Here is a 13930-nt window from a genome sequence, read left to right on the forward strand (position 1 = left end):
CTCAGCCAAAATGCGGTTCAACTCTCCAATAGTCGCACGATCGGCGGCGTGACCACCGGCCGCGGCAGAAGACTGCGACGATGCGCGTCCCGGACGATGTCCGGGCAATTCATTTTACGATATGCTTATTGCCGGGACGTTCGATGACAAACGAAATGAAGCTGTTCCCTGCGGGCCGCTTTTAATGAATTTTTTGCATGAATTGCATGTTCATATTTCGTTTGCCGAGATCGGCCCCTCATAACTAGGGTCTGCACCAATCGCATCCTGAGAGATGTGAAACAACTGGGGAACGAAGATGAACGATACCATGCTTGCCGATCCCGGCCAGCTTGTCATGGTGCCGCGACGCAAGATTGGTACGAAGTTACTAGCTGCCTTCTTCATCATTTTGCTGCTCCTGCTGATCCGGGCTTTCTGGATCGGCGATATCGCCTGGAGCTACGTCGGCGACAATCTGTTCGCGCATGCCGTGCTGATGGGCGTTGCTAACAGCGTGATCATGACGTTTTGCGCCATGGTGCTCGGCATCGCGCTTGGCGTGATCGCTGCGATCATGCGCATGTCCGACAATCCGGTCTTACGAAGCGCCTCCGTGGGTTACGTCTGGCTGTTTCGCGGCACCCCTGCTTTGTTGCAGCTCCTCCTGTGGTTCAATCTTGCGCTGATTTTCCCGAAGATCGGACTTTTTGGACTGTTTTCCTTCCGCACCGTCGACATCATGACGCCGTTCGTCGCCGCGTTCCTCGGCCTCGGCATTCAACAGGGCGCTTATACGGCGGAAGTCGTCCGGGCGGGGCTTTTGTCGATCGACAAGGGACAAACCGAAGCGGCTCTCTCCATCGGCATGACGAAACTGCGCGCGACGCTGAAGATCGTGCTGCCGCAGGCAATGCGCGTGATCGTGCCGCCGATCGGCAACGAAACGATCGGCATGGTCAAGCTGACCTCGCTCGCCAGCGTCATCCAATATTCGGAGGTCCTGCGCAGCGTCGAGGACGTCTATTACGTCAACTCGCGCGTCATAGAACTGCTGATCGTGGCGGCGATCTGGTACATGGTCGTGGTCACGATTCTCAGCATCGGCCAGATGTATGTCGAGCGATATTTCTCCAAAGGATGGGGCGCGCGGCGCGGCCAAGCCGATCAGGCCGCAACGGCCAATATCAGCGAGGCGGCGTGATGGAACCGATCATCATCGCCCGCGGCGTCCAGAAATATTTCGGCGACTTCCATGTCTTGTGCGATATCGAGTTCGATATCCAGAAGGGCGAGGTCGTCTGCATCATCGGCCCATCCGGTTCGGGCAAGAGTACGTTCCTGCGCTGCATCAACCAGCTCGAACGCATCGATGCCGGCTATATCATTGTTGACGGCGAAATCACCGGCTACCGACGCGACGGCAATCGTCTCTATCCGCTTTCGGACCAGGAGATCGCCCGACAACGCCAATCGGTCGGCATGGTGTTCCAGCGCTTTCACCTCTTTCCGCACCGCACCGTTATTGAAAACATCATCGAGGGCCCGGTCGGCGTGCAAAGGCGCCCAAAACAGCAATGCGTGGAAGAAGCGCGGGTACTGCTAGAGCGTGTCGGCCTGGCTAACAAAGCCAATGCCTATCCGGGCGAGTTGTCCGGCGGCCAGCAGCAGCGCGTGGCGATCGCCCGCGCGCTCGCGATGAAACCGAAAGCGATGCTCTTCGACGAGCCGACCTCCGCGCTCGATCCGGAACTCGTTGGCGAAGTGCTCGGCGTCATGAAGGAACTCGCCGCCTCCGGCACGACCATGATCGTCGTCACGCACGAACTTGGCTTCTGCCGCGAAGTGGCCGACCGGGTCATTTTCATGGACGCCGGCCGGATCGTCGAAATCGGCAAACCGTCGCAGATCCTGGAAAATCCCACCAATCCCAGAGTGAAGAACTTCATCTCTGCCGTGCTGTAACCATCAAAACACATACCTTGAGGAGAAGGTCATGAAATTTCTTAAAATCGCCGTTTCCGCTCTCGCCCTGTTGGCGACTGGAGCTGCCAGCGCTGAAACAAAACTCAACCTGATCAATGCGGGCGAGCTTCGCATCCTCACCAACCCGATCTATCCGCCGATGGAGTTCGTCAACCCGCAGAAGGGCACGTTGGACGGCTTCGACATCGACATCGCCAATGCGATCGCCAAGAAGCTCAATCTGAACACGCTGTTCGTGACGACGGCATTCCAGGAACTGCCGAGCAGTCTGCAGACCGGCCGCGGCGACATGATCATCTCCGGCATGAGCGACAATACGAAGCGTCAGGCGAGCATGGATTTCGTCGACTATATTACGAGCGGCCCGATCCTGTTCACCGTGAAGGCAAATGCCGATCAATATAAGAAAACGGAAGACCTGTGCGGCAAGACCGTCGCCGGCAGCCGCAGCACGACGTTTGGCGATAACGTCAAGACCTGGAGCGATGCCAATTGCGTCGCCAAGGGCAAGCCGGCCATCAACTTCGAAGGAACAACCGACTCCAACGCCGCCCGTCTCGGCATGAAGCAGGGACGCTATGATGCGGTGGTCCAGGGCATCGAAACGATCGCTTATCAGATGAGCCTCGAGCCGGATACATTCGTTCTCGTCGGCGATCCGCTCCTGAGCAACGACACGTTCGGAATGGGCTTCAAGAAGGACAATGCCGCTCTGCGCGATGCGGTCGCCGGTGCGCTCGACGAGGTCATTAAGGATGGCACCTATGCCGAGCTGCTGAAGAAGTGGGGCCTGGTGCACAACGCCGTGGAGAAAGCGGTCGTCAACGGCGTGAAGTGATCACCGAGTAGGATACCCGCGTCGCTCCGCGCTCGTGCGGAGCGACCGACAGGAAAACACCCCAAATGCCGTCTGCAGCGGCCGGTCCTTCAGCCGGCCGAACGAGACTTTGCGCGCTTCAAGAGCGCGGTCGCGTGTCGGTGACTGCGCTCCCAAAGCGGATCAAAATGACGATGTTGCATCAATCCGATTTTCTTACCAGTCAAGGCAATGCACTGTGGCCCACCGGCAGACAATCGGCGGTGGCGCTGGCCTTCGACGTCGACGGCCCGACCGGCGACGCCATGCTGGACGGCTCGCTTCTCACCAATCCACGCTATTTCACGCAAGGCGCCTACGGCCCCTGGAGAGCCCTGCCGCGCCTGCTCGACTTGCTTAGCCGGTACGATCTCAAAGCGACGTTCTTCGTGCCCACATGGGTCGTGCTACACTGGAGCGACAATTGCGAACGCATCGTGCGCGAGGGGCACGAAATCGCCTATCACGGCCATCGGCACGAGCTCTTCTTCGAGTGCAGCCTGCGACAGCAGCTCGACATCATGGAACGCTCGCGCAGCATTTTCAAAGAGCGATTGGGCGTGACGCCCATCGGCTTTCGCACGCCATCCGGCGACTGGAGTCCCGCGACGGCGGAGCTGCTGTATGACTTTGGCGTCATCTATTCGAGTTCGATGCGCGGCGATGATCGCCCCTATTTTCACCCCGCAGCCTCGTCGCCGCACGGTCTCGTCGAAATTCCGGGACGCTGGGACGTCGACGATTATGCCACGTTGGCCTACACGGAAGAGCCGGATTTCCCCATCGGCCTCGATCGCATCGCCGACTATCGCATCGTGATGCGGAACTGGTGCGCGGAATTCGAAGGCTATCATCGCGTGGGCCTGTGCTGGACCACCATCTTCCATCCCAAAGTCTGCGCCAAGCCCGGCCGCCTCTCGATTCTGGAAGGCCTGTTCCTGGCGATCCGGCGGCATGGCGATGCGGTATGGGCCACTCGCTGCGGTGACATCGCCCAATGGTGGATCGAGCAGCATGGCCCCAATGCAAATTTGGAGGCACGCCCATGACGGACGCAACAAAATGGCCGGATAGAAAGCGTTGCGCCGCAGTGATTTCCGTTATTTTCGATGATGGCTTGGACGCGCTCGCGCAAGCTCCGGACCTTCGCGACCGGAGCAAAAGCTTTTCCGTGTGGCAATATGGCGCCGCGCGGGGCGTCGAGCGTCTGTGCCGGACATTCGAGGGGTTCGGGCGGCCGACGAGCTGGTTCGTTCCGGCGAACGTAGCAGAAAAACATGCCGGCCTCGTGCGCGACATCGCCGCCGCGGGACACGACGTCGAGAGCCATGGCTTAGCGTACGAGCGCTATGACACGCTCGCTCCCGTGCAATCGCTCGACCTGCTCAAACGGTCGCGCGAAACGTTGCATGGATTGTCCGGTAAGGAAGCCACCGGCTTTCGCCTGCCCATGGGCAATTGGCCCCATCGTTTCGACCGGCTGTTGTCCGAGGCCGGTTATCTTTGGTCGGCGTCACTGAATGGCGACGACGTTCCCTATTCGCACGCCTCTGGCCTCGTGGAACTGCCGGTGCATATGGAACTGGAAGACCGCCCGTATTTTCAGTTCAATTTCACGCCCGCTTTTCCCAAGGGACAGAGCCGCATTCCGTCCTATGACGGCGTGTTGCACAATTGGCTTGCGGAGTTTGATGCTTACCGCGCGTTCGGCCTTTGCTATGTGCTGCAACTGCGCCCCGAATGGAGCGGCACGCCCGGCCGCATCGCGATCGTCGAGGATCTGCTCGCGCATATTCGCAGCTTCGACGACGTCTGGCTCGCGACCGGCGCCATGGTCGCCGATTGGCATCGCGCGACCGGCGATGTTCCGCCTGAACAACATCCTCTCAAGGTTTACGAAGCCTACCTGCAAGAGGCGAAGAACCTTGGCTGAGACGTTTCTCCATGCGTTCGCGCGCAAGCTGACATCGGTGGATTTCGCCGATGTTCCAGCCACAACTGTTACGAAGGCGAAGCTCCATATTCTCGATACGTTTGGCGCGGCGATAGCCGGTTCGACATCGCCGGAAACGCGCATGGTGCTGGACGGGTTCGGGCTCGACGCTTCGCAAGGCACATCGCCCATCTGGGGCACGCCACTGTCGGCGGATGCGCGCACGGCGGCCTTCGTCAACGGTGTCTCGGCCCATGCTTTCGAACTGGACGACAGTGGCGGCTGCGACCATTCCGGCGCCGTCGTTCTGCCGGCCGCGATCGCCGCACTCGGCACCACGCAGCAAGCCGTTCATGGTTGCGATTTTCTGACAAGCGTCATCATCGGCTACGAAGCCGGCCGTCGCGTCCTGGAAGCCGCCGGCGGCTATGAGGTTCACAACGGCATCGGTTGGCATTCGACCGGCACCTGCGGCGCGTTCGGCGCGGCGGCAGCGGTGGCGGCGCTGATGAAATTCGATGCGGAGCATATGGCTTCGGCGCTCGGCTTGGCCTGCTCTTTCGCGGGCGGGACTTGGGCCTTCATTCACGACAGCAGTGCCGCCAAGAAGCTGCATGCCGGCCGTGGGGCCGAAGGCGGGATCGTCGCCGGAAACCTTGCGGCCAAAGGCTTTCAAGGACCCAGCGCCATTTTTGAGCGCGAAAGCTGGGGAAGTTTTTTCCAGACTTTCTGTCGTGGTGAGGCCGACGCGGAAGCGCTTTCACGCGATTTTGGCGAGAACTGGCGCATTGACCGCTGTTCGATCAAACCCTACGCCACCTGCCGCGGCACTCATGCCGCGATCGACGCGGTGGATCTGCTGTTGCGGCAACATGCGCTCGCGCATGACGCGATCACATCGATCACCGTCGACATGAGCCGGTTTCAGTTCGGCATGTGCGGCAGCAAGGCCGTGGCATCGCGGGCGCAAGCGCAGATGAGCCTGCCCTATGCACTGGCGGCGCGGCTGCTTTACGGCAAGGTCTCCCTCGCCGAACTGGAAGAATCTGCGTGGCGGAATCCGAGCATTCAACCGTGGCTCGATCGGCAGACCGTGCGCATCGACCCCGCCATGAGCGACGAGGACGAGCCCGTGGTTTCGCTGCTGACGGAAGATGGACAGCATCTCACCGCCGGCGTCGAATTTCCCTTGGGCAGTCCCGCCAATCCGCTGAGCGAACAGCAGATCGTCGACAAATATCGCGACCTCGCCGGCATTGCGTTGCAAGCAGAAAAAATCGAACGCCTGCGCGATGCCGTCCTCACTCTCGAATGCATCGAGGATACGCGGACGCTGCTCACGATGTTGCAGTGACGCGCGAGCGACGCGAGACATTCATCCGATCGACTGGAGGTAACGTCATGACAAAATCGGCACAGGCGACATGGTCGCCGCTTTTCAAGGAAGCCGTCTCGACGGATTTTCGCGACTTTCACGAATGCCTCGACCAGGACAAGCGCATTGCGCTCTACGACGTGCTCGGCTCGAAAGTGCACGCCAAGATGCTCGCGCGCGCTGGCATCCTGAACCACGTCGAGAATGACGCCATCCAATCGGGTCTCGATCAGATTGCCGACGAGATGCGCGCGGGCACCTTCGTGTGGAAAAAGGAACTGGAAGACGTGCATATGAATGTCGAGAGCCGCCTGACGGCGCTCGTCGGCGATGCGGGAAAGAAGCTGCACACCGCGCGCTCGCGCAACGACCAGGTCGCGACCGGCATCCGGCTTTACGCGCGGGCCGAGCTGGATGCGCTGGCTGACGAATTGAAGACGCTGATTCGCGCTTTCGTCGACCTTGCCGAGCCGCATGCCGATACGATCATGCCGGGCTTCACCCACCTGCAGGTGGCGCAGCCCGTCACCTTCGGTCATCACATGATGGCCTATGCGGACATGTTCCTGCGCGATCTCGATCGCGTCGCGCAAGCACGCGACCGTCTCAACATCTCGCCGCTCGGCGCCTCCGCGCTCGCGGGAACAAGCTACCCGATCGATCCTGCCTACAGCGCCAAGGAGCTTGGCTTCACTAGCGCCTTCCGCAACTCGCTCGATGCCGTTTCCGACCGCGACTATGTGGTCGATATCTGTGCGGCCGGCGCCGTCATCATGGGACATCTGTCCCGGCTCTCGGAGGAGATCATTCTCTGGTGCACGCCGATGGTCGATTTCATCGAAGTCGGCGATCAGTTCTGCACGGGCTCTTCGATCATGCCGCAGAAGCGCAACCCGGATCTCGCCGAGCTCGTGCGCGGCAAGGCGGCGCGCGTGATCGGCAATCTCGCGACCGCTGCGTCGCTGATGAAAGCGCAGCCGCTCGCCTTCAACAAGGATCAGCAGGAATCGAAGCCGCCGCTGACCGATACGCTTGAAAATGTACGTGCCGCTGTGGCGGTGACCGCGCAGATGCTGCCGACGATCAAGGTGCGGGCCGACAAGATGCTCGCCGCCGCCCAGATGGGCTATTCGACGGCAACCGATCTTGCCGACTATCTCGTGCGCGCCGGTCTGCCGTTCCGCGATGCGCATCATGCGGTCGCGGCCATCGTCGGCGCGGCGCGCGACCGGCGGCTCGCAACCCTGTCGGACATGCCGCTCGCGGACATGCAGGGCTTCGCGCCGCTGATCGCCGACGATGTCTTTGCGGTGTTGACCGTGCGCGGATCGGTTGCGAGCCGCAATCATCGCGGCGGCACGGCGCCCGAGCAGGTGCGGCAGGCGATCGCCGAGGTGCGGCAGCGCGTCGCCTGACCGATCGGCGCAGTACTTTACCGCGGCAGCGAGACCTGTTTCATTACTAGGTCGCTGTCGCGGAGGTACGTTTTGAGGATTGGGTCGGAGCAGAATCGTTTGCCGCCATTGCAGACGTTGCAGACGTTTTCCATGGTCGTGGAAACCGGCAGTTTCACCGCGGCGGCGACCGAACTCCATCTCAGCCAAAGCGCGGTCAGCCGGCAGATCCAACAGCTCGAATATTATTTCGGCTGCCGACTCTTCGAACGCCACACCCGCAAAGTCGTCCTGACCGAGCAGGGAGCCGCGATGATTCCGATCATCGACGGCCTGCTCATTTCGCTCCGCAACTCATTCGAGGCGACGCGGATGGGCGGCCGCAGCATCACCGTGCGCATGCCGCCGACCTTCGCGCGCCGGTGGTTGCTGCCTCGCTTGCCGGATTTGCACCACCGGCACGAGAATCTGAACATCACGATCGATACGGCCTGGTTCGCGCGCCCGACTTTCACTGTGGGCGATATCGATTTGCTGATCACCTATGGCAACGGCCATTGGCCCGGCATGGACGTCTTTCTGCTGCTTGCGGAGAAACTCACGCCGATGTGTTCACCCGATCTTGCCGACACTTTGGGTCATCCGGCAGAGATCGAAAAGCTCCGGTCCTGCGTGTTCCTGCATTCGAACCCGCGCCAAAGCGACTGGGCGCTGTGGTTGCAGGCGGAGGGCGCATATGATCTGTGTCCGGCGCGGAACCAGATTTTCGACACGCAGGATTTCGCGATGACGGCAGCGGCCACCGGCTACGGCATCACGATGGGAGACCTTTATCTGGCTGAGCCGGAGCTCAAGACGGGCGAGTTGGTGCGCCCCTTCCCGCGGGTGGTCGAAAGCCGCTACGGCTATTATGCGGTTTATCCGTCCCGCAGCGATTCGCGCCAACGCGTCGCCGATCTGATCGCGTGGCTCATGGACGTTCGGCAACCCTCTGGGAATGTCGTCAAACCCGGTGACGCGGCCGTCAGCGGTCACGCTGAGACGTGACGATTTGCCGACAAGTTGGAAGATGGAGCGGGTAGCGGGAATCGAACCCGCGCGTTCAGCTTGGGAAGCTGACAGGCTGCCATTACATTATACCCGCGCTCAGTTGAATGAGCTAAAGGAGCGGGCCCGTATTGTCAATGCGATCGGACGCCCACGCCTCCTCCCTGGACATGACCGGCCGGCGATGCTCATATTCCTTAAAATGCGGGAGGAATGATGAGCAACACTCCATTTTCAGAACCAAACGTTGACGCCACGATGCGCCAGATCACCTGGCGGCTCATCCCCTTTTTGATGCTGGCCTATTTCATCGCCTTCGTCGACCGGGTGAATGCCGGCTTTGCTGCCCTGCATATGAACAAGGACATCGGCCTTTCGCCGGAGGTTTTCGGCTTTGGCGGCGGATTGTTTTATCTAACCTATGTGGTGTTCGAAATTCCGAGCAACCTCGCCATGCAGAAGGTCGGGGCGCGGATCTGGATCGCCCGCATCATGATTTCCTGGGGCCTCGTTTCGGCGGCGACCGCTTTCATCGCCGGACCGACGTCCTTTTATGCCATGCGCCTTTTGCTCGGCGCGGCGGAGGCCGGCTTCTTCCCGGCGGTCATTCTCTATCTCACCTATTGGTTTCCCGCGGCCTACCGTGCCCGCATCATCTCGCTGTTCATGGTGGCGATTCCGGTCTCCAGCCTGCTCGGCTCGCCGATTTCGGCCGCCTTGTTGCAAACCGACGGCTGGCTCGGCATGGCTGGCTGGCGCTGGCTGTTCGTTTTGGAAGGCATTCCGGCGGCCCTGCTCGGCGTGATCGCCTATCTCTATTTGCCGTCGAGCCCGCGCGAGGTGAATTGGCTTGGCGCCGCGGAGAAGGATTGGCTGAACCGAGCGCTGGCGGAAGAACGGGAAAGCAAGGGCCAAGCCGCCAAAGTGCCCCTCGCCACGGTGCTGAGCAACGGCTATGTCTGGGCGGCTGCCTTCATCTATGCCGGCGCTTCGGGGGCGAGCCAGTGCCTGTCGCTGTGGCAGCCGCAGATCTTGAAAAGCTTCGATCTCACCGACATGGAGACCGGCTGGCTCAACGTCATTCCCTTCGCCATCGCCAGCGTCGCCATGATCCTGTGGGGGCTGAATTCGGACAAACTTCGCGAGCGCACATGGCACACGGCCTTTCCGCTCGCCCTTCTGGCGGTCAGCCTGGCCGTCGCCCCGCTCACCAATGGAGTGACGGCGCTTCTGATCCTGCTCTGCATCGCCGTCGCCGGCACCTATATGATGAAGGGGCCGTTCTGGGCGCTGACAACGCAATGGCTCGGTTCGGGCATGGCGGCGGCCGGTATCGCGCTCGTCAACGCGGTCGGCAATCTCGGCGGCCTTTTCGGCTCGTGGCTGCTCGGCCGCATCAAGGAAGCGACGGACAGTTTCACGCTTGGGCTGATGCCGCTGGCGATCCTCTCGGCGGTGGGCTGCATTTTGGTGCTCGTTCTGCGCCGCGCGCAGCCCGCGGCGGCGGCGTTCGATCACCCGTGATCGCGATGGCCGAAGATCGCGCTGCCGACCCGCACATGTGTCGCGCCGTTCTGGATGGCGAGCGGATAATCCGCGCTCATGCCCATGGAAAGCTTCGGCACGCGGTTGCGCACCGCAATTTGCGCGAGCAGCGCAAAATGCGGTGAGGCGAGCCCTTCGACCGGCGGGATGCACATCAGGCCGTCGATGGTGAGCCCCAGGCCACGGCAGGACGCGATGAAATCATCCGCCTGTTCGGGGAGGATGCCGGCCTTCTGCGGCTCGGCACCGGTGTTGACCTGCACATAGAGACGCGGATGCCTGCCCTGACGGGCGATCTCGCCTGCAAGCGCCTCGGCGATTTTCGGCCGGTCGACAGTCTCGATCACATCGAACAATTCTACTGCTTCGCGCGCCTTGTTCGATTGCAGCAGCCCGATCAAATGCAGTTGAATCGCACCCGCGCCCAGCGTCTTGGTGCGCGCGCGCAAATCCGGCCATTTGGCTTTCGCCTCCTGCACGCGATTTTCGCCGAACACCCGCTGACCGGCTTCGATCACCGGCCAAATGTGATCGCCATCAAAGGTTTTCGAAACGGCGACGAGCGTGACGTCCGCCGCCGCCCGGCCGCAATCGGTCGCGGCGCGCGCGATCTCCGAACAAACGCTCCGCCAATTCGCAACCACATCTTCAGACACACGCGCACCATTTGTTACACCAAAGGTCGCGGAAGCGACCTTTGGACAGCCCTTCATTTTTCAACATCGCCTTGAAGGGCGAAAAATGAAGAAAGGAACCAACGGTCACTCTTCGTGACCGTTGGTATCGGACAAGAGAAAGACGTTTAGCTCATGCAATAGATCAGTCACATTTGACAGAAGAATTTTACAATTGGCCGTCACGGTCTGTGCGAAGGAACCGCGTCCGCTCAGGCGACTCTCGCCAGCGTGACACGGTTGCGCCCCTCTTTCTTGGACGCATAGAGCGCATGGTCCGCCGCCAAGAGCATGTGCTCCAGGTCTACCTCGGCGGAAATGTCCTCTGTGCACGCAACCCCGACACTCACGGTCAGGCCGGCCAACTCCCTCTGGATCGTCAGGCGCAGCCGCTCTGCCACGTCGCGACCTTGCGAGCGATCGCAATCCGCAAGGAAGCACACGAATTCCTCGCCGCCGAGCCGTCCACACAGATCCATCGGGCGCACCCCTCGCTCCAGCAAGATGGCGACTTCCTGCAAAACCTTGTCGCCAGCCTGGTGTCCCGCCTCGTCGTTGATGGCCTTGAAATGATCGATGTCGATCATGAGCAGGCAGGCCGGTCGCATCCTTTGCGCGCTCCCTTTCAATTTCAAGGAGGCCTGTTCCAGGAAAGAGCGACGGTTGTGCAGGCCGGTCAGCGAGTCTATCGATGCCAACCGCTGCACGCGGTTTTCGGACCGTTCCTTCGACATGGTGACGAGAAGCAGGCTCGACGCCACGAGATGGAAAAAGCTCTCCACCGCGAGGACGATGAACCAGGGCGTGATGACGATATGGGTGCCGCTCGGGGACGGAATGAAAAACGCGCTGAGTGCCCGCGTAAAATAGGCGACCGAATGGAGCCCAAGCACGAAGACCAAGGGCGCCTTCGACGGCAGCGCCTCACGGATGCGCGCGAGGGCGACACATGTCACCACGAGATACGCCAGATCGATCCCCGAAAAGAGGATGATGCGCGCCTGACCGGAATTGTAAAACGCTTCGATCCGGCACGCCGACAACCAGATCGCAGATCCGGCGAAGATGACCCAGAGCGGCGTCCGATGCCCCGCAAAACGGCGCACGCCGGCAAAAAACAGACCGTAGGCGAGAATGAGCCCGCTGCCCCCGAGATCGACCGACCAGATATCGGGAATGTGCGAGCGCAATGCAAACAGGAACACTCCAGCGGACGCACAGAGGTAGCCCGCACCCCAGATCGGCAAGGAACGGTCGCCGTTCTGGCGGGTGCCCGCGAAAATGAGCAACGCCCCGACAATGACCGACAGAAGCGCTGTGTCGAAAAGAACGGTAATGCCGTCGAGCACCATGGTCCACGTGTCGGTTCGCGTGAGATTAGAACTTGCTATGTCTTAGGAATTCGGATTCCCAATCATGCATTGGGGGTGGATTGATGAGGCTCATGAGCAATCGCATCTTGAAACACGTGCCCACCGTTTGCTGGATGAATGCACCATTGCACCAGAAAATCGATCCTGAATTTTATGATATATACCCAAGAAGATGCATCGCGGAAAGCCACTGAAAGGCATTTTGGCTTCATTCCGCGCCGGTGGGGTTCAAATCTGCAAGAGCGGCGGCGACACCGTGGCCTTGATGGACTCGCGGTCCGCGCACCGGCGTCGCCACGCCTCCAATTTCGGGTGGGCCGCGACAAGCGCCCTGCCCTCGCCGGCGGCGCAGAAATAATCGATCATCGGATAGAAGTGCAGATCGGCGAGCGACAGGGCCGGACCAGCGAGCCAGGCATAATCGGACAGAAGATCTTCCAAGACGTCCAAGACCCGCTTGGCCTTCGCGAGCCCCGAGGTAATCTTGGCCTCGTCGGACACGGCGCCCTGCAGCGGACGCCGGACGCGCTCGACGAAGACGTCCCACACCATCGGCCGGTAGGCATAGGAATCGAGCAGACCCACGATTTGCGCCATACGCGCCCGCAGCTTGACGTCCCGCGGCTGCAGGCTCGGGCCGTCAAAGGCCTCGTCGATATAGCGGCAGATCGCGTGGGTCTCGAAAATCTCAAATCCGTCATGAGAAAATGCGGGGATGCGGCCGAACGGATGATGTGCCAGATAGGTGTCGGGTGGTCCATCCGCCCCAAAGACATCCACTTCGGCCAAATCGAAGGGCACGTGTTTTTCGAGGAGCGTCAGGCGCACCGTGCGCACATAGGCACTCGAAAAATCGCCGTAAACGATACATTTGGTCATTGTGCACTCATACTTCGTTCGCTTCTTCCTGTCATACCCAAGCCGATGAACGACCTGCTGCTTTTCAAACTCACCGTCACGCCGCTGCTGTTGCTCGCCGCGAGCCTCGCGAGCCGCCGCTGGGGTGAGGCGATCGGCGGCTTTCTCGTCGGCCTGCCCCTGACCTCGGGGCCGATTTCGGTGTTTTTGGCGCTGGAGCACGGGATCGACTTTGCGGCACGGGCCACGGCCGGCTCGCTGGCCGCGACAGCGGCGCAAGCCTGCTTTTGCATCGTCTATTGTCGGATGGCGGCGCGCGGATGGCCGACCGCTTTGGCCACGGCCTGCTTCGCCTTTGCGCTCGTCTCCGGCGCGCTGCAATGGGCCGGCGTGTCGCGGCTTTGGCTGTTTCTGCTCTCGATCGCCGGGCTTTTCCTGGCGCTCGCCCTCATTCCGCGTAGTTTCGTGCGCGCCGAGCGCGTCGGCTCGCCCTGGTGGGACTTGCCGGCGCGCATGGTGCTGATCACGTTTCTCGTCGTCGGCGTGACGCTGATCGCGCCTTATGTCGGGCCCCAGATGAGCGGCATTCTCGCCTCGATCCCCTTCATGGCGATCATTCTGACCGTTTTCGCCCATCGCATGCTGGGCGATTTGGCGGCCGCCCAAGTGATGCGCGGTATGGCCGCCGCCCTTTTCGGTTTTGCCGTCTTCTTCTATGTGCTGAGCCTGATGCTCACGCAGTTCAGCCTGCCGGTGACCTACGTCACGGCCGTCCTGAGCGCCCTTGCCGTCCAGGGCGTGTCACTGCTCCGCATGCACCAGCCGACAACCCAGCCGGCGGAGTGACCGGTCTCGGTCCAACTAGGCGCTCTCCATTGACCCGGCAGGGAAAATCATGCTTCTTGCCGCA

Annotated in this window: 13 protein-coding genes and 1 tRNA gene; 10 read left to right on the plus strand and 4 right to left on the minus strand. The window is 61.1% G+C overall.

Going from position 1 to position 13930, the window contains the following annotated elements; all coding sequences use genetic code 11:
- Positions 1–298: 298 nt before the first annotated feature.
- The 8 genes from V9T28_RS20730 to V9T28_RS20765 all read left to right on the plus strand — a co-directional run bounded on the left by V9T28_RS20730 (position 299) and on the right by V9T28_RS20765 (position 8570).
- Positions 299–1183 carry an amino acid ABC transporter permease gene (locus tag V9T28_RS20730; RefSeq protein WP_116401855.1) on the plus strand — a complete coding sequence of 295 codons (885 nt, stop codon included), beginning with the start codon at positions 299–301 and terminating at the stop codon, positions 1181–1183.
- Positions 1183–1944, plus strand: coding sequence for an amino acid ABC transporter ATP-binding protein (locus tag V9T28_RS20735; protein WP_116401856.1), 762 nt, complete (start codon positions 1183–1185; stop codon positions 1942–1944). The genes V9T28_RS20730 and V9T28_RS20735 overlap by 1 nt, the downstream gene beginning before the upstream one ends.
- A gap of 31 nt (positions 1945–1975) precedes the next feature.
- Positions 1976–2803, plus strand: a complete 828-nt coding sequence (locus V9T28_RS20740; RefSeq protein WP_116401857.1) for an ABC transporter substrate-binding protein — start codon at positions 1976–1978, stop codon at positions 2801–2803.
- Positions 2804–2970: 167 nt separating this feature from the next.
- A complete protein-coding gene (locus V9T28_RS20745) occupies positions 2971–3870 on the plus strand; it encodes a polysaccharide deacetylase family protein (protein ID WP_245424165.1) in 900 nt (299 codons plus the stop codon).
- Entirely contained in the window at positions 3867–4754 is an 888-nt protein-coding gene (locus V9T28_RS20750) for a polysaccharide deacetylase family protein (protein ID WP_116401858.1), read from the plus strand. Before V9T28_RS20745 ends, V9T28_RS20750 begins: the two co-directional genes overlap by 4 nt.
- On the plus strand, positions 4747–6108 hold the full coding sequence (locus V9T28_RS20755) for an MmgE/PrpD family protein (protein ID WP_245424166.1): 1362 nt from the start codon (positions 4747–4749) through the stop codon (positions 6106–6108). Before V9T28_RS20750 ends, V9T28_RS20755 begins: the two co-directional genes overlap by 8 nt.
- Positions 6109–6155: 47 nt before the next feature.
- A complete protein-coding gene (gene argH / locus V9T28_RS20760; protein WP_116401859.1) occupies positions 6156–7544 on the plus strand; it encodes an argininosuccinate lyase in 1389 nt (462 codons plus the stop codon).
- Between the two features lie 99 nt (positions 7545–7643).
- The gene (locus V9T28_RS20765) at positions 7644–8570 is read left to right on the plus strand and encodes a LysR substrate-binding domain-containing protein (protein WP_245424167.1); all 927 of its coding nucleotides are present in this window, start codon (positions 7644–7646) and stop codon (positions 8568–8570) included.
- A gap of 23 nt (positions 8571–8593) precedes the next feature.
- Here the strand turns inward: V9T28_RS20765 and V9T28_RS20770 are convergent.
- Positions 8594–8667 (minus strand) — tRNA-Gly (locus tag V9T28_RS20770).
- Positions 8668–8786: 119 nt separating this feature from the next.
- On the opposite strand from V9T28_RS20770, the gene V9T28_RS20775 reads away from it, so the two are divergent.
- Entirely contained in the window at positions 8787–10094 is a 1308-nt protein-coding gene (locus V9T28_RS20775; protein ID WP_199500196.1) for an MFS transporter, read from the plus strand.
- Here V9T28_RS20775 and V9T28_RS20780 read toward each other — a convergent pair.
- From V9T28_RS20780 to V9T28_RS20790, 3 genes are all read right to left on the minus strand, one after another.
- The gene (locus V9T28_RS20780) at positions 10085–10771 is read right to left on the minus strand and encodes a YggS family pyridoxal phosphate-dependent enzyme (protein WP_245424168.1); all 687 of its coding nucleotides are present in this window, start codon (positions 10769–10771) and stop codon (positions 10085–10087) included. The two genes, V9T28_RS20775 and V9T28_RS20780, sit on opposite strands and share 10 nt — an antisense overlap.
- Before the next feature lie 230 nt (positions 10772–11001).
- Complete coding sequence (locus V9T28_RS20785) at positions 11002–12141, minus strand: GGDEF domain-containing protein (RefSeq protein ID WP_116401862.1); 1140 nt, start codon at positions 12139–12141, stop codon at positions 11002–11004.
- 249 nt (positions 12142–12390) lie between these two features.
- On the minus strand, positions 12391–13041 hold the full coding sequence (locus V9T28_RS20790; protein WP_116401863.1) for a glutathione S-transferase family protein: 651 nt from the start codon (positions 13039–13041) through the stop codon (positions 12391–12393).
- A gap of 45 nt (positions 13042–13086) precedes the next feature.
- On the opposite strand from V9T28_RS20790, the gene V9T28_RS20795 reads away from it, so the two are divergent.
- The gene (locus V9T28_RS20795; protein ID WP_116401864.1) at positions 13087–13866 is read left to right on the plus strand and encodes a hypothetical protein; all 780 of its coding nucleotides are present in this window, start codon (positions 13087–13089) and stop codon (positions 13864–13866) included.
- Positions 13867–13930 lie beyond the last annotated feature (64 nt).

The organism is Methylovirgula sp. 4M-Z18, assembly GCF_037890675.1.
Classification (GTDB): domain Bacteria; phylum Pseudomonadota; class Alphaproteobacteria; order Rhizobiales; family Beijerinckiaceae; genus 4M-Z18.